At 36.2% G+C, this 24,692-nt stretch carries 21 protein-coding genes; 5 read left to right on the top strand and 16 right to left on the bottom strand.

Annotated elements, in window-relative coordinates:
• Positions 1-2 precede the first annotated feature (2 nt).
• From RMO03_RS03265 to rsfS, 6 genes are all read right to left on the bottom strand, one after another.
• Complete coding sequence (locus RMO03_RS03265) at positions 3-272, bottom strand: acyl-CoA-binding protein (protein ID WP_309640653.1); 270 nt, start codon at positions 270-272, stop codon at positions 3-5.
• A complete protein-coding gene (locus RMO03_RS03260) occupies positions 269-925 on the bottom strand; it encodes a phosphatidylserine decarboxylase family protein (RefSeq protein WP_309640652.1) in 657 nt (218 codons plus the stop codon). Before RMO03_RS03260 ends, RMO03_RS03265 begins: the two co-directional genes overlap by 4 nt.
• Entirely contained in the window at positions 915-1,715 is an 801-nt protein-coding gene (locus tag RMO03_RS03255) for a phosphatidate cytidylyltransferase (protein WP_309640651.1), read from the bottom strand. Before RMO03_RS03255 ends, RMO03_RS03260 begins: the two co-directional genes overlap by 11 nt.
• Before the next feature lies 1 nt (position 1,716).
• Entirely contained in the window at positions 1,717-2,319 is a 603-nt protein-coding gene (locus RMO03_RS03250) for a lactate utilization protein B/C (RefSeq protein ID WP_309640650.1), read from the bottom strand.
• A gap of 113 nt (positions 2,320-2,432) precedes the next feature.
• Positions 2,433-4,364 carry an ATP-dependent zinc metalloprotease FtsH gene (gene ftsH, locus RMO03_RS03245; protein WP_309640649.1) on the bottom strand — a complete coding sequence of 644 codons (1,932 nt, stop codon included), beginning with the start codon at positions 4,362-4,364 and terminating at the stop codon, positions 2,433-2,435.
• A 10-nt stretch (positions 4,365-4,374) separates the two neighbouring features.
• A complete protein-coding gene (rsfS, locus tag RMO03_RS03240) occupies positions 4,375-4,746 on the bottom strand; it encodes a ribosome silencing factor (protein ID WP_309640648.1) in 372 nt (123 codons plus the stop codon).
• Positions 4,747-4,839: 93 nt separating this feature from the next.
• Here rsfS and RMO03_RS03235 point away from each other — a divergent pair, with 93 nt between their 5' ends.
• Positions 4,840-5,568, top strand: coding sequence for a biotin--[acetyl-CoA-carboxylase] ligase (locus tag RMO03_RS03235; RefSeq protein WP_309640647.1), 729 nt, complete (start codon positions 4,840-4,842; stop codon positions 5,566-5,568).
• Between the two features lie 10 nt (positions 5,569-5,578).
• On the opposite strand, the gene RMO03_RS03230 is transcribed toward RMO03_RS03235, so the two are convergent.
• From RMO03_RS03230 to pyrE, 6 genes are all read right to left on the bottom strand, one after another.
• Positions 5,579-7,576 (bottom strand): O-antigen ligase family protein, encoded by a 1,998-nt coding sequence (locus tag RMO03_RS03230; protein WP_309640646.1) that lies wholly within the window; start codon positions 7,574-7,576, stop codon positions 5,579-5,581.
• A gap of 65 nt (positions 7,577-7,641) precedes the next feature.
• Entirely contained in the window at positions 7,642-8,973 is a 1,332-nt protein-coding gene (locus tag RMO03_RS03225; protein ID WP_309640645.1) for a TolC family protein, read from the bottom strand.
• Entirely contained in the window at positions 8,973-10,202 is a 1,230-nt protein-coding gene (locus RMO03_RS03220) for an HlyD family efflux transporter periplasmic adaptor subunit (protein ID WP_309640644.1), read from the bottom strand. The genes RMO03_RS03225 and RMO03_RS03220 overlap by 1 nt, the downstream gene beginning before the upstream one ends.
• Complete coding sequence (locus RMO03_RS03215; protein ID WP_309640643.1) at positions 10,156-12,570, bottom strand: ATP-binding cassette domain-containing protein; 2,415 nt, start codon at positions 12,568-12,570, stop codon at positions 10,156-10,158. Before RMO03_RS03215 ends, RMO03_RS03220 begins: the two co-directional genes overlap by 47 nt.
• 235 nt (positions 12,571-12,805) lie before the next feature.
• Positions 12,806-13,198: an SRPBCC family protein gene (locus RMO03_RS03210; protein WP_309640642.1), complete on the bottom strand. Its 393-nt coding sequence runs from the start codon at positions 13,196-13,198 to the stop codon at positions 12,806-12,808.
• An 80-nt stretch (positions 13,199-13,278) separates the two neighbouring features.
• Positions 13,279-13,926 carry an orotate phosphoribosyltransferase gene (gene pyrE, locus RMO03_RS03205; RefSeq protein WP_309640641.1) on the bottom strand — a complete coding sequence of 216 codons (648 nt, stop codon included), beginning with the start codon at positions 13,924-13,926 and terminating at the stop codon, positions 13,279-13,281.
• An 8-nt stretch (positions 13,927-13,934) separates the two neighbouring features.
• Here pyrE and RMO03_RS03200 point away from each other — a divergent pair, with 8 nt between their 5' ends.
• Complete coding sequence (locus RMO03_RS03200) at positions 13,935-14,519, top strand: NUDIX domain-containing protein (RefSeq protein ID WP_309640640.1); 585 nt, start codon at positions 13,935-13,937, stop codon at positions 14,517-14,519.
• A 66-nt stretch (positions 14,520-14,585) separates the two neighbouring features.
• Positions 14,586-15,932, top strand: a complete 1,347-nt coding sequence (locus RMO03_RS03195) for a DEAD/DEAH box helicase (protein WP_309640639.1) — start codon at positions 14,586-14,588, stop codon at positions 15,930-15,932.
• 71 nt (positions 15,933-16,003) lie between these two features.
• Here the strand turns inward: RMO03_RS03195 and coaD are convergent, their stop codons facing one another.
• Together coaD and RMO03_RS03185 are read right to left on the bottom strand one after the other, a co-directional pair.
• A complete protein-coding gene (coaD, locus tag RMO03_RS03190) occupies positions 16,004-16,462 on the bottom strand; it encodes a pantetheine-phosphate adenylyltransferase (RefSeq protein WP_309640638.1) in 459 nt (152 codons plus the stop codon).
• Between the two features lie 268 nt (positions 16,463-16,730).
• Entirely contained in the window at positions 16,731-17,702 is a 972-nt protein-coding gene (locus RMO03_RS03185; protein ID WP_309640637.1) for a D-alanine--D-alanine ligase, read from the bottom strand.
• A 248-nt stretch (positions 17,703-17,950) separates the two neighbouring features.
• Here RMO03_RS03185 and RMO03_RS03180 point away from each other — a divergent pair, with 248 nt between their 5' ends.
• Both RMO03_RS03180 and RMO03_RS03175 read left to right on the top strand, forming a co-directional pair.
• Positions 17,951-18,565: a PASTA domain-containing protein gene (locus tag RMO03_RS03180; RefSeq protein ID WP_309640636.1), complete on the top strand. Its 615-nt coding sequence runs from the start codon at positions 17,951-17,953 to the stop codon at positions 18,563-18,565.
• Positions 18,555-19,598, top strand: a complete 1,044-nt coding sequence (locus RMO03_RS03175) for an RluA family pseudouridine synthase (RefSeq protein ID WP_309640635.1) — start codon at positions 18,555-18,557, stop codon at positions 19,596-19,598. Before RMO03_RS03180 ends, RMO03_RS03175 begins: the two co-directional genes overlap by 11 nt.
• A gap of 92 nt (positions 19,599-19,690) precedes the next feature.
• Here the strand turns inward: RMO03_RS03175 and RMO03_RS03170 are convergent, their stop codons facing one another.
• Positions 19,691-20,548 carry a neutral zinc metallopeptidase gene (locus RMO03_RS03170; protein WP_309640634.1) on the bottom strand — a complete coding sequence of 286 codons (858 nt, stop codon included), beginning with the start codon at positions 20,546-20,548 and terminating at the stop codon, positions 19,691-19,693.
• A gap of 17 nt (positions 20,549-20,565) precedes the next feature.
• The gene (locus RMO03_RS03165) at positions 20,566-24,615 is read right to left on the bottom strand and encodes a PAS domain S-box protein (RefSeq protein WP_309640633.1); all 4,050 of its coding nucleotides are present in this window, start codon (positions 24,613-24,615) and stop codon (positions 20,566-20,568) included.
• Positions 24,616-24,692 lie beyond the last annotated feature (77 nt).

The raw sequence follows: 24,692 nt of genomic DNA, 5'->3' as shown, positions 1-24,692 counted from the left end.
TTTTATTTTTTGGCTAGTGCTAAAATAGCTTCAATGTATAATTCTTTAGCTTCGTCGGAAGACAAATGACTAATTTGCATCCAAGCATTGGTTTTGAATGCATCTCGAATATGATACGTATTGGTTTTGGAAGGATCTAAAGTACCGAATGTAGCTTGCTTATAATAAGCATACAAACGCAATTGTACATCTTGTGGAAGCGATGCTTGCGACATGTCGTCTGCAATAGCAACGGCTTCTTCAAAACGTGTATTTAAATCTTTTGTGGTCATGCAGTTTTTATAGCAATAATGGTTTTTCCACCAACAGCAACTTCGTTGAGTTTGACGTTGATTTCGGTACCTAAAGGTAAAAATAAATCGACTCTTGAACCAAATTTTATAAATCCGGCATCGGTTCCTTGAACGACTTGCATTCCGGTTTCCGCATAATTGACTATTCTTCGGGCTAGTGCTCCGGCGATTTGGCGGTATAAAATTTCTCCGAAAATACGATTCTCCACTACGACAGTGGTTCTTTCGTTTTCAGTACTGGCTTTTGGATGCCATGCTACCAAATATTTTCCGGGATGGTATTTACTGAAATTAATTTTTCCATTGACAGGATAGCGTGTCACATGCACATTAATCGGCGACATGAATATGGAAACCTGCAGACGTTTGTCTTTAAAATATTCATCTTCGAATACTTCTTCAATCACAACTACTTTTCCATCAACCGGTGCAATAATATGGTTGTCATTAATCGCAACATCTCTTTTTGGATTTCTGAAAAATTGCAATATCAATAATAGCATGATTACAATTAAAACTTCGACTGCTTTTTTTACCCAAAAAACATCAATGAATCGATCTGCTAATAATAAAAATAGTACCGTTAGGGTAGTGGCAATCAGAATAATTTTTCCGCCTTCTTTATGAAACATAATTTAAAATTTGATACAACAAAAATACAAAAGGTCCTGCAAATATAATACTATCGAGGCGGTCTAAAATGCCACCGTGTCCGGGCATGATTTTTCCGCTGTCTTTTACACCCGCAACGCGCTTGAATTTAGATTCGATTAAATCGCCTATAGTTCCTAAAACACCCACGATTATTGCGATAATCACCCAATAGATAATAGGTTGAAATATGTAATATTGTGCAATGAATACACTAGAAATAACCGCGAAAACCAATCCACCCAAAAATCCTTCAATGGTTTTTTTTGGGGAAATACGTTCAAACAACTTTCTTTTTCCTATTGATTTCCCTACAACATAAGCCATCGTGTCATTAATCCAAATTAAGATAAATAACCCAATAATTATTTTAGGATTGAAGATAGTATCAATTAATGGCAATCTGGTAATTAATAAAAAGGGGAAAACGATATAACCAATCAGGTATAAATACTTTGATGCTATGGTGAGATCAGCTTCTTTATTTTCGAACAAAAACAACATGGCTTTTATCGATATAAAAAAAGTGACAATCCAAAAAATGAAATCGATAGTTTGATTTTGTATGAAAAAAGAAAATGCGATGTAAGCCAGTAAAGCTAAAGGAAATGCAATGCGTTTTGGAAGTTTTACAAGATCACAAAATTCGCTGACGGTTAGCATTAGCAATATACCAAATAATGCTAAGAAACTGTTGAGATATAAAGTGGCTGAAATTAATATAGCGATATATAAAACACCGGAAAGCGCTCTTGTTAGAGTTTCGTTCATTTTAAAGATCTTCTAAAAGAAGTAAATACAAGTTTTTTGCAGAACTACCATATTGTAAAAAGTCTTCTTCTTTGGCTTTTTCAAAATATTTTATAGTAGTGATATTCGTCGGATAATCTTTGTCGTATTTCTTTTTAATGGCTCTGAGACCATCGCTTTTGCTTTCTAAAATTTGACTCGTAGTAGCCAAAATCACCATATTGACGGGCAAATCATTGGGTTTGTTTTGCTTAATTTGATTCGATGAAAACAGAATGGAGCCTTCGTCAGCAATTAGATTTTCGCAACTAGCCAAAAGGAATTTTGGTTCTGTAGTGTTTTTGTAAACGAGTTTGTTTTCATCGAGCATCGTGAATAGTTTGGGTTCAAAGCAAGCTGCTTCTGATTCAAACCAATCATTTTCTTCTAGTATGTGTTCAAAATGATCTTTGACTTCGGTTAAATCTTCGCAGTACAAAAATTTACCACCGTTTTTCTTGAAGTTGAAGGTGAACTTTTCATCAGCGGGAGCCGATAAATGTGCTTGTTGAGTGTTGAACTCACTTTGCTTTTCCTCGTCTGAGGAATCATTACCTGCGCCGAAAAATTTTCTGAAAAGACTCATATAGGGGGTACTCGTTATTAAAATAATTTGGAAAACATCCAAAGATAAAAAAATCTTAATTCAAATGTGAGATTGAATTAAGATTTTTTAAAATTTTCGCTTTTTATTGAAGATTATAAATCCATTTCTTCTTGCAGATTCGAATCGAATTTTCGCTTTCCAAAAATAGCTTCCAAATCATCTTTAAATATCACTTCCTTTTCTATCAGAATATCAGCAAGTTGGTTCAATTTATCTTTGTTTTCTTCTAAGATTTGTATGGCTCTTTCGTATTGACTTTCAATCAATGCTGAAATTTCTTTATCGATGACCATTGCGGTTTCTTCTGAATAAGGTTTTGAGAAATTATATTCGCTTTGACCTGAGGAATCATAATAAGTCACGTTTCCGATTTTTTCATTCAAACCATAAATCGTAACCATCGCTCGAGCTTGTTTGGTTACTTTTTCCAAATCGCTCAAAGCACCTGTAGATATTCGATTGAAAGTTACTTTCTCCGCAGCTCTTCCACCCATAGTGGCACACATTTCATCCAACATTTGATCCGGACGAACAATCAATCGCTCTTCGGGTAAATACCATGCTGCTCCAAGACTTTGACCGCGCGGAACGATAGTCACTTTCACTAAAGGTGCGGCATGCTCTAACATCCAACTTACTGTTGCATGTCCAGCTTCGTGTATCGCAATGGCTTTCTTTTCATCGGGCGTCACGATTTTGTTTTTCTTTTCTAATCCGCCGACAATTCTGTCTACAGCATCAAGGAAATCTTGCTTATCAACGGCTTCTTTGTTGTTTCTGGCAGCAATCAAAGCCGCTTCGTTACATACATTAGCGATATCAGCACCCGAGAAACCTGGAGTTTGTTTGGCTAAAAAGTCGGTATCTAAATTGGGTACTTTTTTAAGTGGTGCTAAATGCACTTCAAAGATTTCTTTTCTTTCACGAATGTCTGGTAAATCAACAAAAATTTGTCTGTCGAAACGCCCGGCACGCATTAAAGCTTTGTCTAAAACATCAGCTCTGTTGGTTGCGGCAAGTACAATTACATTCGAATTGGTTCCGAAACCATCCATTTCTGTCAAGAGCTGGTTCAAGGTATTTTCACGTTCGTCATTGCCACCCGAAAAATTGTTTTTTCCACGGGCGCGACCGACTGCGTCAATTTCATCAATAAAGATAATAGCTGGTGATTTTTCTTTCGCTTGTTTGAATAAATCGCGCACTCTCGATGCGCCAACACCTACAAACATTTCCACAAAATCAGAACCTGACAAGGAGAAAAAAGGTACTTGAGCTTCACCGGCAACCGCTTTGGCAAGCAATGTTTTTCCGGTTCCTGGAGGTCCGACCAACAAGGCGCCTTTTGGGATTTTCCCACCCAAATTGGTGTATTTTTCAGGGTTTTTCAAAAACTCAACAATTTCTTGTATTTCTTCTTTAGCACCTTCCAATCCAGCAACATCTTTAAAAGTAGTTTTGATATCGGTTTTCTCATCAAACAATTTTGCTTTCGATTTTCCAATATTGAAGATTTGTCCGCCGCCACCTGGGCCACCGCTGCTCATACGTCGCATGATAAAAATCCATATGCCGACAATGATTAGGATGGGCAATAAGTTGAATAAAATTTCCGACCAATTGCTTTTTGGTAAGAAGTTGTAGTCTTTCAATTTTCCTTCAGCCACTGCCGTTTCTAATTTCTTTTGGAAAATTTCATCGTTCCCAATATCAAAAACATAATGTGGGCCTTTGGTGTTTGGTCGGTTCAATAAATCTTTGGCTACGGCTTTGTGCGTGGCAAGTTTTAAAGCTTCTGGTGTTAAGTAAACTTCCGCTTCTGATTTATTGTAAACAATTACTTTTTGAATGTCGCCATGCTCTAAATACATATTGAATTTAGACGAAGTTGTTTTGGCTAATTCCTGAAAGTTTGATCCGCCAGTAGCAAAGCTTATAAATAAAAAAAGCAAGATGACGCCGCCATATAGCAACCACGGACTTACTTTTAATTTATTTGGATTTGGTTTATTGTCGTTGGCCATTTTCTTCGGTTTAGTATTTATTTTCTATGGTAGTGATTTTGGCATCGCCCCAAAGGCTTTCGATATTATAGTATTCACGGATGTGTTTTTGAAATACATGCACCACAATATTAACATAATCCATAAGCACCCATTCGGCATTATCCGAACCTTCTACATGCCAAGGTTTGTCTTTGATTGCTTTTGAAACTGTTTTTTGAATGGAGTTAACAATCGCGTTAACTTGTGTATTTGAATTTCCGTTGCAGATAATGAAATAGTCACATGCGGAATTGTCTATTTCTCTTAAATCTAAAATGTCAATATCGTTCCCTTTTACTTCTTCAATTCCTTTGATGATATTAGCTAATAATACATCATTATTAATTGTCTTTTTCGCCATTTATTATTTTATATATGTTTGCAAAGTTATCATTTTTTGTGATTAATTTTGAACCTTAACATAAGATTAAATTCCCACTTACAAATAATTCCGATGCGCTTAGTCAAACTCGATGCCATAGATTCTACAAATGATTTCCTCAAAGATTTAACGCGGCAGCAAATGGCGGAAAATTTTACGGTCGTTACGGCTGAAAATCAAACCAAAGGCAAAGGTCAAATGGGTGCAGTTTGGAATTCTGAAGTAGGCAAAAACCTTATTATGAGTGTTTTGATTAAGGATTTTATTTTAGATTCAAAGGATGTTTTTAATTTGAATATTGTGGTTTCATTGGCGGTTATTAAAAGTTTAGAAAGTTTGAATATTCCGAAACTCAGCATCAAATGGCCTAACGACATTATGTCAGACCATAAGAAAATTGGCGGGATTTTGATTGAAAACAGTTTCAAAAGTGACAATTCGATTGATTCGATTGTGGGTATTGGACTCAATGTAAATCAAATTCATTTCGAAAACCTGCCGCAAGCTTCTTCATTAGCATTACAAACCAATACTGTTTTTGACAAAGATGTATTGTTGCATTTGATTGTCGACAATTTAAAATCGACTTTAAAATCTTGGAATACAGCAGCAGTTTCGTTAAAAGAAAATTACACGAATCGACTTTTTAATAAAGGTGTATTGATGCCATTTCAAAAACCAGATCAATCTATTTTTATGGGGATGATTTCCGGCGTAACAGCAACCGGGCAATTGGAAATGCTTTCCGACCAAGGCTTGCCTTTGGATTTTGATGTTAAAGAAGTCAAGATGATTTTTTAATATTCCGCTTTTACACTTTAAGTTCCTTATGCTTGAATGATAGTACTTCTGCTTCAAAAGAAATATTATTTTGTTTAGCAGTATAATAAAGATTGTAGATATGATTGCTTTTGGTAATTTTTTCAGCGATTTTTCTTGACAATTCCAAGTCATTGTTTTTGACTAAAATAATATTGATTTTCTTTGCTAAAATTGGAATTAAATACTTTTTATATTTTGGATTGTGGCAAGTTATTTCTATTTTATCAATAACATCAAATGCCAAATCATATTGTTTTTCATTGTAATAAGTCGCGGCTAAATTCAATCGCGCTTCTTCAAAAGTATTTGAAATGGCCAATGCTTTCAAGTAATATTCTTTGGCTTTTTCTTTGTCGCCTAGATATTCATAACAAACGCCTAAGTTATTAATCACCTGAATTTGATACGGTGCTTTTTGATAAGCACTTTCAAAATACGCCATACTTTGATCCATTTCATTTCGATTGAAACTCGCCATGCCTTTAAACCAATCAATCGGAATGCTTGTCGGATCAATCGTATAGAAATAACTGCTCGCTTTATTGGCATAATATAAAGTTTCATCCCATTGCTGATTGGCTTTAGCGGCATACATTTTCACGGTTTCCATTTCGCCTTTCAATCGAAAACCACTAACTATTAAGGAATAAAAAGAAGCTGCTGCAGCACAATACATTAAAATATTAGCACCCATTTTCGGTTCCGATTTCAACTCTTTTTGCAGATAGTAACTTGATGTTGTTATCGCAAAGAAAAGCATCAATAGGATTTGATGTTCGATTCTTTCCATAGGAAAATCAAAAAAGGAAATTACAAGATATCCTGAAATGCCGGCGAGTATATAAATGAAATTCCATCTTTGAACCGATTTAGTGTTCCGGATTAAATACAACAATTGATAATAAATAATCCCAAAAATGAAGCAATAAGCCATCAAACCCAAAACCCCATTTTCACATAAAATAGTTAAAAAATCATTGTGAGGCCGTTGCAAAGTATCGATGCCGTTGGTAATAGTAAATTCCTCAAATTGATTCAATCCGTATTTAGGGAAATTCACTTGCCAATTGCCTAAACCAACACCCAAAACCGGATTTTCTTTCCACATTGATATAGAATTATCCCAAAATTTTGTTCTTGAAATCAAGGTTTTATGGCTAGTAATTCGACTGAAGTATAGCTCAGCAGTATTTTTTTTAGAATCCGAAATTTCTTGTGTTTTTGGTATAATAAAATGAGTGTAAATAACAACAGACAATAGCACTAGCACAATGCTTCCAATGCCGAAAACTCTTTTTCGAATGTTGTATTTAATTTTTAAATAGCTACATCCAACAACCAATGCAAAAACCACTACAGCCAGCAAAACGGCTCTGGTTCCTAATAGTAACAACATCGGAAAAGCACTGACGATGGCAATGATTGAAATTATTTTGATTTTTTTCGATTGTAATAAACCCATCAAAAAAAACGGAAAGCAAAGAAAAAGTATAGAAGAAAGCAGGTTTTTATTAGCAAAAAAACTTTTAATTAATCCAGCGCGTCGGAATATTGCTTCGCCATCGATGGTTTTTTTAATAAGATGATAATAGGCACCAAGTGCAGCAATGATACCGATGCCGATACAAGCTTTAATTAAAAGATTGCTGTCGATTAATTGATTGTAAAGCGCATGAATCGTGACGATTAAAAACGAAAAAATCACCAACTGTTTCGATAAAACATAGTGACTTTCTGAAGTAAAATTCCCGTAAGTAGAAACCATCGACAGCAATAAAAAACTCGCAATTGCTATATATAACGGGTTTTTATAAGGTATGAAACGTTGGTTTTTTGGAAAATACAACAACAAAACGACAACCAATAAAAAAATGCTGAGATAAAGTTGTCTTGGAATTAAAACCGGATCAATAACGAAATAAAAATGAACAAATGGCAGCAATAATAAAAAAATAAAATAGGCTTTTTCTATTATTTTGGCTTTCATTTCTTTGTAGTTTGTTGCAGTCAAATATACACTAAAAAGGAAATGTTCTTATGAATTATTTAGGTTTACAAAGAAAATTTTTCGCCTAAATAAAATTTAATCAATGCATTATTATACAACAATTCGTATTTCGATTGAATCAATTGCGCTTGCGAATAATTGTAACTCGCTTTGGTTGCATTCAATTCGTTGATGTTGATTTTCCCCAATTCAAATTTTAAAGCATCCGCTTGGTAACTTTTTTCAGAAAATTCAAAAGCGATTGAAGATGCTTCATTTTTCTTCATCGAAGTTTTCGTATCCGTGATGGCTTTCATGACTTCTTTTGAAAGTTGATTTTGCTTGATTTCCGTGTCGATTTTCGATTGTTTGTATTGTATTCTCGAAGTTTTAATTTTCGAATGACTTTCCAATTGACTGAAAATCGGAACGACCAAATTGAGTCTGAAAATATTCACTTCATTATTTTTCAACTGATCTTTAAACGGAAGCAAATCTTCTTCATTGTCCTGATATTGCGTTTTAGTATATTGCGATCCGTATTGCGCCCGCATCGATAACACCGGATAACGTGAAGCTCTTGCTATTGCCAATGCTGCTCGCGCCTTTTTTTCTCGGAATTTACTCATCGCTAAAGACGGATTCAAATCGAGTGCTTGCTTGATTAAATCGTATTGGTTTTGCTCAGTTTCAACCTTTGCATCGAGTTGCAAAATGGGTTTGATTAAAGTAATTTCCTTATCTAACGGCAAGTTCATCAGCTGTTTCAAACTCACCATATTGTCGGTTAAATGATTTTGGTTGGTAAGTAAATTAAGTTCTTCCGATGCTTTTTGCGATTTGATTTTAAACACTTCGCCTTCGGCAATCGTACCGGCTTCAAATTTTAGTTGTGCCAATTCTAATTGCTTCTGGCTTGATTCGATTTGCTTTTCATTCGCGGCAATGATTTCTTGTAAATACAAAATCGTGATGAATTTTTCAGCGAGGTCAATCGTCATTTCATTGGTTACTTTCTGAACATTCGATTGGTTGATTTTGTATTCTTGTTTGGTGTATTTAATCGTATTCAACGCAGTAAAACCAGCAAAAAGATTGTAAGATGCATTGATGTAACCCACATAATTTTTGATGTCGGTGTTGATGAAAAGATTCGAATTCGGATCCACTTCACGGCCCCAAGAATTTTTATTTTCAGCCGTTCCGTAAATACTCGGAAGCAATTTTCCATAGCTCGAACGGTATTGCGTTTTGGCAATGAGCTCACTGTTGATGGCTGATTTCAAGTCCAAATTGTTAGCCATGGCTTTGTCAAGACAATCTTGAAACGACATCATGTCTTGCCCGAATGTCACATTCGAAACAATAAAAAACAGTATGAGTATTCGTTTTTTCATTAGTTGACGTTATTGTCGATCTTGTTAAATAATTTTTTGATGATGTATTGATAGAGTTGCATTCTTTCAATAATCACTTCGCCTTTGAGTTTGTATCCTGCTTTGAGGCTGATGTGCGGATTGTATTTTTTAATAGTAGCCAAACAATAGAACGTTTTATCTACATCTGAAGGTGAAACATACGTGATTTTTCCTTTGATAGCGCCATATCTATAGTAATTGTAAGCATCCAACTTTAAGTTGATTTCTTGTCCGTTTTTGATGTACGCCAAATCTTTTTCATCCAAAACTACTTTAGCATAAAACGCTTCTTTTTTGGGTGCAATAATTGTCAACAAATCGCCTTTGCTGAGGATTTCTATGTTTTGTTTGGCGTTGAATAAATTCGATATTGTGCCATCAATCGTACTCAAAATCACCATTTTTTTCAATTCATCTGCGATGTAAGTCAGGTTGTATTTTCCGTCTTTGATTTGCGTTTCCAATTCCACCAAGTCGCGTTTGTAGTTTTGCAATTCATTATCAACGTCAATGATGTTGCGTTGTAAATCGTTTTTCGAACGTTTGTAATTGTTTGAAAGGTTCTCGAAATCGTAGTTTTTAGCACCGTAATTCGATTTTCCTTCGACTTGCGATTTCTTGTCGTCGATATTCCTGTTTTTCGTATCGGTCATTTCGTATCGAGAAATAGCACCTTTGGCAAACAAGATCGAATCGGTTTTGAATTTATCGGTCAAGATGGAACTTTGCTGCGAAGACAAATTCAATTTGTTGTTCAACGCTTCAATTTCTAAAGCCGTTTTCTTACGGTCGGTTTTGTAAATACCCGATTGAATACGCAACAATTGAATCAACGAAGATTTGCGATCGTCTGTGTTGGCAATCAGTTTCTTGATGATATCAATCTTGTGCGTTTTCGATTCTAAGTCGGTGTTTAATACATTAAAATCAGATTCTGTCTTTTTGTTTTCCAGTACAAAAAGCGTATCGCCTTTTTTGACTTCTTGCCCTTCTTTGACGGCAACTTTCAAAACTTTGACTTCGTTGGGTGCGCTGATTTTCAATTGTGGTGTGTCAGAGTAGATTTGACCTTCCTTGAAACTTACGGTATCGTTTAACCTCAAAGCAAAAATCAATACAACAACAACAATTAAAAAAGCAACTAGAATCTTATTAAGTATTTTAATAAAATTGATCGACCTCGTGTTGTAATATGTAGAGTTCTCCATTGGTTATTTTATATTTTTTCGTGAAGTTAATATTTTTTATAGGTTCGTGTGAAATGATGATGTATGTTTTATCACCATCATTATCGATCAAAGTTTCTACTTTGCTTCGAGATTCTATATCCATTCCTGAAAGCACTTCATCAAGAATAATGATTTCTGTTACGGCGAATAAAGCACGCAAGAGTAGAATTTTTTTACGTTGTCCGGTAGAAAGGTTTTTACCATTTTCGTTGATGATAAAATCCAAACCGTCTTCTTTGGAAGCGATGAAATCATAGAAATTGATATCTTTCGCTTTGTCGAGAATGGATGAGAGATCGATGTCTTTTCCTAATGCAATATTATTATAAATACTGTCATTAAACAAGATGTCTTCATTGGTTACCAACAAGATTTTTTCTCTCATTTTCTCTTCATCGTAGAATTTCTTATCCCGATTGTTGATTAAAACGGAACCCGAATCCGGATGATAGAGTGTTGTCAGAATTTTGCTGAAGGTAGATTTCCCAGATCCATTTTGTCCTTCAATTTTAATTTTCTCCCCTTTTTTGATTTTTAAGTTGATGTCTTTCAAGACAAATTCATTCGGCATATAACCATAATGGATTCCTTGAAATTCAATCTTATCAATCGTAAAATCTTTAATGCCTTTAGTGGCTCTGACTTTCGTGTCTTCATCAAAATCTAAATATCTTTTTAGGATGACTTCATTTTCCTGCAAGGTCATGTTATCGTCTAAGATGCCTTTCAAAGAAGAAAATATTTTAGAAGACAAAGCGATGAAAGTTACAATCTGACCTAAAGTAATAATCTGTGTTTCTATCGCCGATGTTGTTAAGAACACCATAATCAATACCGATGAGAAGATGATAATCACGGCCACAACGAATTTGTTGACCAAATCAACATAACCGTTTCGCAACTGAATTCTCAAATAATCATTGATGCTTGAGTAAATTTTATTCGAATGAAAACGTTCAATTTTGAAACTTTTGATCACCTGAATTCCTTCCACTTTTTCCATCATTTTAGAGATGAAATCGGCTTTTCTGATGTAACGCAATCTTTCGTTTTGTTTGAGATAAGGTGTGATGAATTTAAACCAAACCACAAACAATATCATAACGGCTAAGACAATTAATGTTAGCGTTTTATCGATAAAAAACAATATGAATAACGAATAAACAGAGACACTCAAATCGACTAAAATTCCCGTAAAAAACTTCATGAAGAAGGTTTTCAGTTTCATCGAATCGCTCACACGCTCCATCAAATCTCCTTTTTTGTATGAATGAATGTAAGCCAGTGAAGAGCTGTTTATTTTTTCATCGAAAGAAAACAAGAAATAACGATCTAATGCATTACCCAAGTGAATGCTCACGTAGTTTTTGTATAAGGTCGTAAACAAGTCGAATACTTTATAGATTCCTAAACCAACCGCAAACAAAATAAGGGTGTTCAAATTGTAGGTTGGTAATACGTTATCAATTAATATCTGATTCGTAAATACGGCTATTTGCGCTGTTGTTGCAGAGAATAAAGCCGCAAAAATATAGATATACCAAAGTTGTTTGTAATCGCCCAATTGTTTGAAAAGTTGCCAATACAAACTTCCTTTTGTTTCTTCAGGAAAGGTAACTGTGGCTTCTTTTTCTTCGTTCGATTTGACTACTAAAATTAGTGGCGCTTTGTTTTTGATTTTGCCTTTTTCTAATTCTAATGTTTTGAAGTTATTCGGAACACTTGAAATTTCTTGATTTCTCAATAAATCAGTTAAGAAGCTTTTTTCAGCATCGAAATCTTTGAACCCGAAACTTTCTTTTAAGTATTTGAAATAAGTCAATTTATTGAAAACCGTCGCATGACCATTCTCATTAATGGCTTCATCCAAATTGATTTTGTATTCTTTGAGATCTTCCGAACAAATCGCTACAATTTTGTCTTCAGTTTCAGCAAAATCCCAATCGGTTTTATTGCTTAAAGCTTTGTTTTTGATTTCTTGTAAGGACAAAAAATACTGACTTCCTTTATTTGGATCGTAGACTTTAAATTTTTTCCCTTTGAGTTCGTTGACTACAATATAGCGTGAACCATTCTTGTGTTTTACAGGAAGAATAAAAGGAAATAAATCTTTGATGTTGGCTTCGTTGCCTACGATGTAATTGGCATCCAAAAGTTTGAAAGTAGCATCAAATCCGTTAGCGTCTAGGAAAGTTTTTAAATCGGTAAGCCGAGATCCTTTCTGATCTAATGGAATGTTTTCTTCGATATAATTACGAGAAATACTTTTCTCATAAATATTGAAAACCGTTTTAATTGCGCTGATTCCGCAATCATTACTCTTGAGTTGTTGGTCTGTCTTTGGCATAGATTTGGGGTTTATCTTAGTCCAATTATTTCATTAATTATATGTTACTAAAAAGTTAATTAAATAATCTGAAGCAATATTAGATAGAATAAATTATACCGTCTAAAAATTTCTATAACTAACCTGAAAACTCGATAAAATGCTAAATTATATGCATTTAGCGTAGTTCGTCGAAATAAAAAGCCTTCCAGCGAAATACTAGAAGGCTTTTTTTATTTGACATGCTAATTAGTTGTTATAACTTATTCATATTCAATGCTAAAGTTTCTAAAAATTTACTGATTGGCCCTTTAATCATCATCGCCATCATCGCATTGAATTCGCCTTCAAAAAACAATTGAACCTCTGATTTATCATCAGAAACGGCATCAATTTTAGCAGTTAAAGTAAATGGTAATTTATCACTTGCAGCACCAAGTACTATTTTATTCGGTGCTATTTTCTCTTTCATTTTCAATTTAATTTCGGGCATGCCTTTCAAACCAAATAGGAAAGCATCGTCTCCGATTACTTCAAATTTCGCAATACTTTCGGGCATTAATTTTTCGAAATTCTTTACATCAGACAACGAATCGAATAGGTGTTGTGCTGATTTTTCTACGCTTACTTTGGGACTTTCTAAGTTCATGTTGTTTTAAATTATTTTAATATTCAATAGCAATTACTGAATATTCTATGCTGTTATAATGTGGTTTTTTTGATTTCAAACTAAACTTCGATGCCCCAAGAATCCGGTGCAGCACTCCATTCTTTTAAAGCGTTTTGTTCTTCTTCGGTGATGTACTTTTTGGCAACGGCTAAGTTCAATAAGTTTTGGTAGTTGCTCAACGTATACAAATCGACGTGCGCGTTTTTGAAGTTTTCTTCAGCAATATCAAACCCATAAGTAAAAATAGCAACCATGCCTTTTACATTAGCACCCGCATCTTTTATCGCTTGAACTGCGAGTAAACTACTGTTGCCAGTACTGATTAAATCTTCCACCACCACCACGTTTTGGCCTTTCTGTAAAAAACCTTCCACTTGATTTTGACGGCCGTGTTTTTTAGGTTCAGGACGCACATACACAAACGGTAAACCCATATATTCAGCGACCAACATACCGATTCCGATAGCTCCGGTTGCCACACCAGCTATGACATCGGGCTTCCCAAATTGCTTTTCGATGTTTTTAGAAAATTCTTCTCGAATATAATTTCTTATCGCAGGAAAAGACAGTGTGAGTCGATTGTCACAGTAAATTGGAGATTTCCAGCCCGAAGCCCAAGTAAAAGGATTTTTAGGATTCAATTTAATTGCATTTATTTGCAAAAGCAATTCGGCTGTTTTTTCGGCAGTGTCCTTATTAAAAATCATAGATACAAATGTATAAAGTTTTTGTCAACGATAAACCTTTTTTTTTAACAAATCAAATCGTTAAAGAGACTGATTTTAAAATGTTTTTATTGGAAAGCACAGATATCAAGAAGCTTGTTGTTAATATGTATAACAACAAAATTAAGAAATGTTATCTGTATTATCCTGATGAAAAAGCCATGTTTAAAAAATTGAAGGAAAAAATCCCGGTTCAAAGAGCCGGCGGCGGATTGGTGTACAATAAAAAAGGCGAAGTTTTATTTATTTTCAGAAACGGAAAATGGGATTTACCCAAAGGTGGCAAAGAGAAAAGAGAAAAAATGAAACTCACGGCCATGCGTGAAGTCGAAGAAGAAACCGGTGTAAACTTATTGACGATTACCAAAAAGCTACAAAAGACCTATCATATTTTTAACCGCAATGGTATTTACAAACTCAAAATTACGCATTGGTACGAAATGCAATCTGATTATGAGGGGATTCCAGTCGGTCAAGCTGAAGAAGGTATTGAAAAAGTATCTTGGCTCAATCCTGAGCAAATTAAAGAAGCATTGCTCAATTCGTATGAAAATATCAAATTATTATTTGAATAAGAGAAACTCCTTTAATAGGAGTTTTTTTATTGCCATTCTGTACGTCTAAAGATTTACCTTTGTACCATGAAAAATCAACACCATTCCAACAATATTCTACTCAATTTAGGCATCGAAAACCTCAATGACATGCAAGTCGCTGCGCAAGAAATCATACTACGCGACAATAATGTTTTATTGCTTTCACCAACAGGTTCGGGAAAAACTTTGGCTTTTTTGCTTCCGATTTTTGAAATTTTGGAACCTGAAATCAAAGATGTTCAATGTTTAATTCTAGTGCCTTCCCGTGAATTGGGTTTGCAAATCGAACAAGTCTGGAAGAAAATGGGCACTGATTATAAAGTCAATGTTTGTTATGGTGGACATTCGATTGATACGGAAATCAAAAACCTAAGCAATCCGCCGGCTGTTTTGATAGGAACGCCAGGCAGAATTGCGGATCACCTAGATCGCGGCACTTTTAAAACCGAAGCCATTCAAACTTTAATTCTCGATGAATTCGACAAATCATTGCAATTGGGTTTCCATGAAGAAATGTCTTTCATCATCAACCGATTGACGAAACTCAACAAACGCATTCTAGTTTCAGCCACATCCGATATCGAAATCCCAAAATACACACGCGTCATTCACCCGACGGTTTTAGATTTTATTCCTGAAGCTGAAGAAAAAACGAACCTGTCGCTCAAAATGGTGGTGTCGAAAGAGAAAGATAAAATCAACAGTTTGTTTCATCTGATTTGTTCTTTAAATTCAGAATCAGCGCTGGTTTTCTGCAACCACCGCGATGCCGCAGAGCGTATTAGCGACACTTTAAACGAAAAAGGAATTTACGCAACCTATTATCATGGTGGCATGGATCAAGACGAACGCGAACGCGCTCTAATTCAATTTCGAAATGGAAGCGTAAGTTATTTGGTGACCACAGACTTAGCCGCACGAGGTTTGGATATTCCCGAAATGAAACACGTTATCCATTATCATTTGCCTTCAAAAGAAGATGAATTCACGCACCGAAACGGAAGAACCGCACGTATGTTGGCTTCGGGAACGGCTTACATCATTATCCACGAAAGCGAAAAAAAATTAGATTACATCGATTACGGCATGAAAGTTCTGAATGTCGATAATAATACAAAACTCCCAAAACCGCCTGAATTTCAAACCATCTACATCAGCGGTGGCAAGAAAAATAAACTCAACAAAATTGATATTGTCGGTTTCTTTTCTCAAAAAGGAAAACTAGAAAAAGGCGATTTGGGCTTGATTGAAGTCAAAGATTTTATTTCTTTTGCAGCTGTAAAAGCCACTAAAGTCAAGGATTTATTGAAACTAATCCGCGACGAGAAAATGAAAGGAAAGAAATTTAAGATTGAAGTCGCTAGGAAAGTAATTAAGAAAGAAGAAGATTAGACTATAAGACTATAAGATTTTAAGACTATAGGATCGAATCTCATAGTCTTAAAATCTTACAGTCTTACAATCTATTTTTTCACTCGAACCGCATCGGGTACCAACATCTCATACTCGCCACCATTGCGAATCACATCACGCACAATACTCGAACTGATATAAGACGTTTTTGCCGCGGTCAATAAGAATACGGTTTCTATTTTAGAAAGCCTTCTGTTGGTGTGTGCAATCGCTTTTTCGAATTCGAAATCGGCGGGATTTCTTAGTCCACGTAAGATGAATTCCGCTTTGAGTTTTTTACACAAATCAATCGTCAAACCTTCGTAAGTCACTACCGAAACCGTTGGTTCGTCAGCGAATGCTTCTTCGATGAAACGTTTTCTTTCGTCGAGCGTGAACATATACTTTTTCTCTGCATTGATTCCAATCGCCACCACAATTTCGTCAAACAAAGGAATGCTTCTTTTGATGATGTCGTAGTGCCCAAGTGTTATTGGGTCGAAGGAACCTGGAAATATGGCTTTTCTCATTTTTTTTGGAGTTGCTGAGTGACTGAGCTTATGAGTCACTGAGTTTTTACTTTTTATACGATAACATTTCTGTTACTATTTTATATTTCGTTTTTGAAAATCAGGAGCTATTTACTTCGTCAGTTCGCTCTTTAGGAGCTCGGGTCCTGCTATCCGCCATATCTTTTGCGCCGAAAACCGGCACAAAAGGATAAATGCTGCTATCAGGGCTAGGGTTTCTCGTCAACCAAGACAAACTCAGAAACTCAGCGACTCAGGCACTCAGAAACTATTTCAAAGCTAACTCAATCGCATTGGTGAATAAATCTTCGAGCGAAATCCCCGCAACTTTCGCCTGCTGTGGAATTAAACTTTCAGTCGTCAAACCCGGAATCGTATTCATTTCTAACATATACGGTTCGCCACCAACGAGGATGAATTCGCTTCTCGAAAATCCTTTCATCTTTAAAATTTCATACGCACGTTTGGCTACAGCATTGACTTTTTCTGTGATTTCAGGCGAAATTCTCGCCGGTGTAATTTCCTGTGATTTCCCTAAATATTTTGCTTCATAATCGAAGAAGTCATTGTCGGAAACTATTTCTGTAATTGGTAATACCGTTACTTTTCCTTGATAATTGATCACCCCAACAGAAACTTCGGTGCCATCAAGGAAACTCTCGATGATGATTTCGTTGCCTTCTTTGTAGGCGACTTCAATAGCAATCGGCAATTCGTTTTCAGATTTTACTTTTGAAATTCCAAAACTCGAACCTGATTTATTGGGCTTTACAAAACATGGTAATCCGACTTTGGCTACGATAGCAGCAGTATCGATGTGTTCGCCTTTGTTGAGATAATAGGATTCGGCGCATTTGATGCCATACGGTTTTAACACGGAAAGCAAATCACGTTTGTTGAACGTTAATGCGGCTTGGTAATAATCGCACGAAGATTGTGGAATTTCGAGCAATTCGAAATAGGCTTGCATGAGTCCGTCTTCGCCCGGTGTACCGTGAATCGCATTGAATACTGCATGGAATTTTATTTTCGCACCGTTGATGCTGACTGAAAAATCATTCTTGTCAATCGGATATTCGTTGTTGTTGTCATCGACATACACCCATTTTTCTTTGAAAATGTGGATGCGGAATCCGTGGTATTTGGTTTTGTCTAAGTATTGATAGACTACGTTCCCGCTTTTGAGTGAGATTTCAAATTCGCTGGAATAGCCGCCCATGATGATGGCAATGTTTTTCATAAATGGATTTTAAGATTTTAAGATTTTGAGACTGTAAGATTTCAAGATAGCAAGATCGGTCTTATAATCCTACAGTCTTACAATCTTATCGTCAGACCCTAGCCCCGATAGCAGCGGTATCCTTTTGCGCCGTTGTTCGGCGTGAAAGATTTAGCGGATAGCGGGATTAGCTCCTGATTATAAATTTAAACAAAATTATCATTTTTTTTGAAACGGAAACCCTTTATCTTTGTCGAAACAATTTTGACATGAGTTTAAAGGATTATCTGAAGAGCCGGGTTTTTGTCGTGCAAGTTTTGATTGGCGTTTCGATCATTGCCGTTTTGAGTTATTTGTTCTTTCATTGGCTGACGTTTACTACCGATCACGGCCATGAAATTACGGTACCGGATTTGCGCAAACTTAGCGAACAGCAGGTAGAAGAGAAGTTAGATGATCTTGATTTGGATTATGTATTGCTCGACAGCGTTGATTACAACAAGGATTTTCCGAAGCATAGTGTCGTAGAGCAAGATCCGATTGCGGGTTCGAAAGTGAAGAAGAACAGGAAGATTTATATTAAGATCAATTCGTCGGGTTTTACGATGGTGAAAATCCCGAATTTGATTGAGAAAACCTATCGACAGGCGGTACCGACTTTAAAATCGTTAGGCTTGGAAGAAGGTACGATTACCTACAAACCTTATTTAGGAAAAGATATGGTGCTCGAAATGCGTTGGAACGGCAAGAAGCTGAATCCTGGCGATAAGGTGTTTAAATCTTCGAAAATCGATTTGATATTGGGCGACGGAAAAGTGGGTTTTGATGATACCCAACTTGATAGTATTCCGCCAGCAACTGAAACTCCAGCCAATGCAAACTAACGACGACAGTCCTGAATTGGAGGACGAATTATACGAGCATTTCCGATTTGATGTTCCCAAAGGACAATTGCTGTTGCGGATAGACAAATTTTTGATGAATTTGATTCCGAATGCAACAAGAAATAAAATCCAGCAAGCGGCAACGAATGGTGATATTTATGTGAATGATGTTGCTGTAAAATCGAATTATAAAGTCAAACCGCTTGACGTTGTGCGCATCCTTTTAGCGCATCCACCGTTTGAAAATCGCGTCGATCCTGAGAATATTCCGCTTGATATTGTTTATGAAGATGCTGCTTTGTTGTTAATCAACAAGCCACCGGGATTGGTCGTGCATCCGGGTCACGGTAATTATACCGGTACTTTGGTGAATGCTTTGGCGTATCATTTCGAAAATCTGCCGATGAATAGCAGCGAACGTCCGGGCTTAGTGCATAGAATTGATAAAGACACTTCAGGACTTTTGGTAATAGCCAAAACCGAAGCGGCGATGACACATTTGGCGAAACAATTTGAAGCTAAAACTTCCGAAAGAGAATACATCGCGATTGTTTGGGGCAACGTCAAAGAAGATGAAGGCACGATTGAAGGCAACATAGCACGACACGTGAAAGATCGCATGCAAATGGCAGTTTTTGCCGATCCTGAAATCGGAAAACCGGCCGTGACGCATTATAAAGTTTTGGAACGTTTTGGTTATGTAACGATGGTTTCTTGTATTTTGGAAACCGGAAGAACGCACCAAATCCGTGTGCATATGAAACACATTGGGCATCCATTATTCAATGATGCTCGTTATGGTGGTGATTTGATTTTGAAAGGGACAACGTTTACGAAATACAAACAATTTATCGACAACTGCTTTAAGATATTGCCGCGTCAGGCTTTGCATGCTAAGACTTTAGGATTTGTGCATCCGACGACGGGTGAAATGATGCGCTTTGATACTGAACTTCCTGATGATATGAAGGAACTCATTGAGAAATGGCGTGGATATTCTAAGTCGAATGCGGCAGGCGAGGAGGAGGAATAGACTGTAAGACTGTAAGATTTTAGGACTGTAAGATCGAATCTTATAATCTTGAAATCTTACTGTCTTAAAATCTTACTGTCTTAAAATCTTACTTACAATCCCGCTTTAAAAGTATCTCCTTGCTGAATATCCCCCGATTTAAATCCACGATTGAACCAATACATGCGCTGTTCAGAAGTTCCGTGTGTGAAACTATCAGGATTTACATGTCCTTGCATTTTTGTTTGAATGGCGTCGTCACCAACAGCATTGGCGGCACTTAACGCTTCTTCGATATCGCCAGGTTCTAACATCTGATTGACTTTTTGATCGTAATGTGTCCACAATCCGGCGTAGAAATCAGCTTGGAGTTCTAATGCGACGGATAATTTGTTGGCTTCGGCTTCTGATTTTCCTTCTTGCAATTGTCGCATTCTGGTGGAGGTTCCTAATAGATTTTGCACGTGATGACCCACTTCATGTGCAATGACATAAGCAATGGCAAAGTCGCCACCTTCGGCTCCAAAGCGCGATTTTAATTCTTCGAAAAATGCCAAATCCATATAAACTTTTTTGTCGGCAGGGCAATAGAATGGACCGGAAGCTGCAGTTGCAGAACCACAACCGGTTTCAACATTGCTCGTAAACAAAACCATTTTTGGGTTTTCGTAGGTGAGTCCGTTTTCTTCAAATACTTTTTTCCAAATGTCTTCTGTATCGGCTAGAATGGTGGCGCACAATTCGCCCATCTCTTTATCGGCAGGCGATAATTCTTGAGTGGTTTGTTCTGTGGTTTGACCTTGTTGCATTTGTTGTAACATAGGTGCCAATTGTTTGGAATTTTCTCCGCCAAACACATTTATCAGTAAAATAATGATGCCGATTAATCCGCCACCTAATGCTACTTTTCCGCCTGAAACACCGCGTCGGTCTTCCATATTATCGCTTTGTCTTCTGCCAATCCATTTCATGATTTTATGATTTTAAATTAAACTTTAACCCATTTTGCTATAATCATTTCCAACGTGTCTTTGATAATTGGTTTTGACGCGTAATCATCCATACCAACTTCCAAACATTTTTCTCTTTCACCCACAACAGTTCCTGCGGTTAATGCGATAATCGGAATGGCTTTGGTTTGCATTTCGCGTATCTTTTGAGTGGCCACATAACCATTCATTACGGGCATTTGCACATCCATAAAAATAATATCGATGTCATATTCTTGGAATTTGCCAATCGCATCCTGACCATCAATGGCTTCAATGATGGTAGCGTTTGGCAGAATTTGTTTGATTAAAGTTTTAGCTAGCAGCATATTGATTTTATTGTCTTCTGCGATTAAAACATTGACAATAGCACTTAAATTATTGGCATAAACATTTTCTCCTTTAACAATTGCTGATGGTTTGGTTGTGTTTCCCGCATCTTTGTCGGTCGCGATTTCTAATTCTACATCGAAGAAAAACTCACTGCCTTCTCCAAACCTACTGATAAGTTGCAAGTGGCTTTCCATAAGGTTTAACAGCTGATTCGATATGGATAATCCCAAACCAGTTCCGCCGAATTTTTTGGTCGTCGAAGTATCTTCTTGCGAAAAAGCTTCAAATATTTTTTCCTGATTGTTTTTCTTGATGCCGATCCCGGTATCTTTTACAGAAAATCGAAACATGGCTTTGTGTTCGTTTTTCTTGATGATGTGAATTTGAAATTCTATTGTCCCTTTTTCGGTAAATTTAACCGCATTGCTCAACAAGTTGATTAAGACTTGCTTCAATCGAATGTAATCGATATAAATGAATTGTGGCACTTCTTCGTCGATGTCTAAAATCAAATCGATGTTTTTGAGATTCGATTCATACTTAATCAATTCAATGACTTGATGCGACAAATCGATGATATTGTATTGCTCTACATTGAGCTCAAGTTTTCCGGATTCAATTTTAGAAAAATCGAGAATGTTGCTGATGACTTCCATCAATAAATTCGCCGATTGGTTGATCGTGTCCATATATTGTTTCTGGAAATCTTCGAGTTTGGTATTCATCAGCAAATCGGTAAAGCCAATGATTCCGTTGAGTGGTGTACGAATTTCGTGACTCATATTAGCCAAAAATTCCGACTTGGCTTTGTTCGCCGCTTCAGCAATTTCTTTTTCTTTGAGGATGTTCTCGGCTAATTTTCGTTCGGTAATATCGATAAAGATACCGCCGACAAACTCAATTTCACCATCTTTAATAATAGGTTCACCAAATTCTTCGACCCAAACCGAATGCCCGTTTTTGTGGATGATGCGATAGGCGAGATGCACTTTTTTTCGTTCACTGAATAACTTCCTCGCCACACCCAAAAATTCATCAATATCTTCGGGATGCACCAAATCGATGTAGTATCTTTTGTTTTCTAAAAAGTCCGCTTTGGGATAACCGGTGAGGTTTTCGATTTCATCATTCAAATATATTTTCGACCATTTTTCATCATACTTTGAAAGGTAAACCGTTCCCGGAATGTTGTTGGCTAAAAGACGGAATTTTTCTTCACTTTGGTGAATTTCGTTTTCATTGTCAAGTCGCTCGATCGCGGAAGTGATATTACTCGACAAAATCTGCAGCATATTGATTTCGTCGTCCGACCAAGTTCTTTCTTCATCAATTACGTCGAGACCAATAAAACCGGTAAATTGATCTTTAACGAAAAGTGGAAAAATCAGAATAGATTTAATTTCATTATTGAGCAACAAGCTTTTGAGAACGCCTTCTTCTAATTTTCTGGTGTGGGCTTTAAACAGCTTGCGTTCTTTGGCTTTACTAACGATTTCATGGAAATCTTCATGACTGAAATAACGCAAAGGTGTGATTTGCAATGCAACATTTTCTTTGCCCCATTTGTATTTCTGACGGAACAAATTGGTGGTCGCGTCGTTTTCATAATAATAAAGATGGTCAACATTAGTGACGTTTCCTATAATTGGAAAAGCGTCTTTGAAGATTTGTATTTGCTCTTTTGTATTGATGAATTTATCAGTAAACATCAGCATCGCGGAAAGCAATTCACTTTTGTAAACCAACTTCTTTTCGGCTTCTATACGCAATTGCGATTCGAGGGCGACGATAATTAAATCACTAACCGATCTTGAAAAAGCTACGTCTTCATTGTCCCATTTTTTTATTCTACCCACCGATTCAAAGCAAATGATACCTCGAAGTTGACCATTAATAAAAACCGGCGTATCGAGTATCGAGCAGATTTTGTTTTTCGGAATATAATCCAAACACAACTCTTGCGTAATGGGATTGTTGTATACATCATTAGCAATGACTTGCATTTCGTTTTCGATGGTTTCGAAATAAATTGGGTATTGACTTCGGGTTAATGTAAATCCTTTTTCAAATTTGTTTTTATTAACTTCATACAGATTCTGACATTTGAGTTTGTCAGGAAAATAATTCCAAAAACTGGCACGTTCGATTTCCATTGTTTTGGAAGCGATTTCTAAAATTTCTTTAAGAATGCTGTCGAAATTCTCTTGACCGGAATAACTTTTGGCCATGAATTTTTTGAGCGTATCATTGAATTTTTGAATTTTCTCCTGGCTTTTAATTTTAGAAAATTCAATATTTTTAAGAATCGTAATATCTCTGGCAATAGCTGAATATCCTATGGTTTTACCAGCGTTATCTCTTTTGGCATTGACCTTTTGCGATACCCAAAATTCTTCGCCATTTTTTTTAAATACAGGAAATTCAATGATGTCATGGTCATCGCGTTGAAAATCAATAGCATCAAAATATTGTAATACTTTCACTACATAATCGGGTCGAATGAATTCTGTAAAATGGCGGTTCATGACTTCTTTAGCACTGTAGCCCAAAGTTTTTTCGCAGAATTCATTGATGTAAGTAAAATTCCCTTCGCTATCGGTTTCAAAAATAATATCATTGGCCGATTGCACCAGGTTTTTATATTGGTCTTTTACTTGAACTTGTTCGGTAACATCTTGGCCAATTCCGATGACCAAATCGTCGTTGAACTTTTTGTCTTTCCATTGGATGTATTTGTAGTCGCCGTTTTTGCATTTGAGTTTTCGAATGTGCGAACGGTTGTCGACGTATTCTTCATGATAATCTTCACCGATAAAATCAGGATCTTCAGTCAAAACCCAAAACCCAAAACCCAACATTTCTTGTGGTGTATATCCTAAAATTTCGATGACTGATTCGCTGCAAAAAGACACTTCTCCTATTTTGTTGGTGGCGATGGTAAGCGAATTTCCTTTGTTGACAATCTCATTGGTAAACCTGAATTTATCCTGAGTGTTCAGAAAGGTGATGTGTTGGATGTAATGAATGAACATAATCAGGAAACAGTAATTGAGTAAAATCAATGTCAGATTGAACGGCATCCATTCCTGATGGATCGTTACACAAAGAAAAGTGATGACGATGCTCACAAATACCCAATAGATTTTGACGGGCTTCAATATTTGAAATGAAAAGAAAAAAGCCACCACAAAGCCCAGTATTGGGATAACGTCAGATCCATGCAGCACCATATTGTGCGCTATAAAAGCAAAGTACAATAGAAAGAATCCAATGAAAGTAGCATGGTTGTATCGATTGAAGAATTTATTCTTTTTGGTTAAAAAATAAAGCGAAATCAATACAAACCCGATGATAAAGCTTGAAGCGAGTTGGCTTCTGGATCTGACAGAATAGATTTCGAAGATGATTTCAAAAATCGGCAAAAGGATTCCGAGGAATAAGAAGTACAACTGGTATTCTTTATCAAAAGATTCGAGTTGCATGTAATTTTCAACATTTTTGTGGTGAAAACGGTTGTTGATTTTAAAGAAATTGAAAGCTAAAAAACCCAACAAAAAAAACAGTAGTGGAAGAATGACCCAAAGCACGTTCGCCTGATTGGTGATAAAATCGATTGTTTTAAGACTTTGATACAAAGAAGTATTGGCGTTGAAAGTTGTTTCATTAGATGAAATCAAATTCGAAATTGTACTTCCGTCAAATGGTATAAATCGCATTGTTTAATTTACTTTCAGTTGCTGTTTTATTGCTCGGTCTTCGGATTAGAAAAGTATGAAAAAAAGTTATACAAAAA

Origin of the sequence: Flavobacterium sp. (assembly GCF_031411595.1) — a bacterium.
Lineage (GTDB): Bacteria > Bacteroidota > Bacteroidia > Flavobacteriales > Flavobacteriaceae > Flavobacterium.
This window is presented reverse-complemented; position numbering and strand designations above follow the sequence as displayed.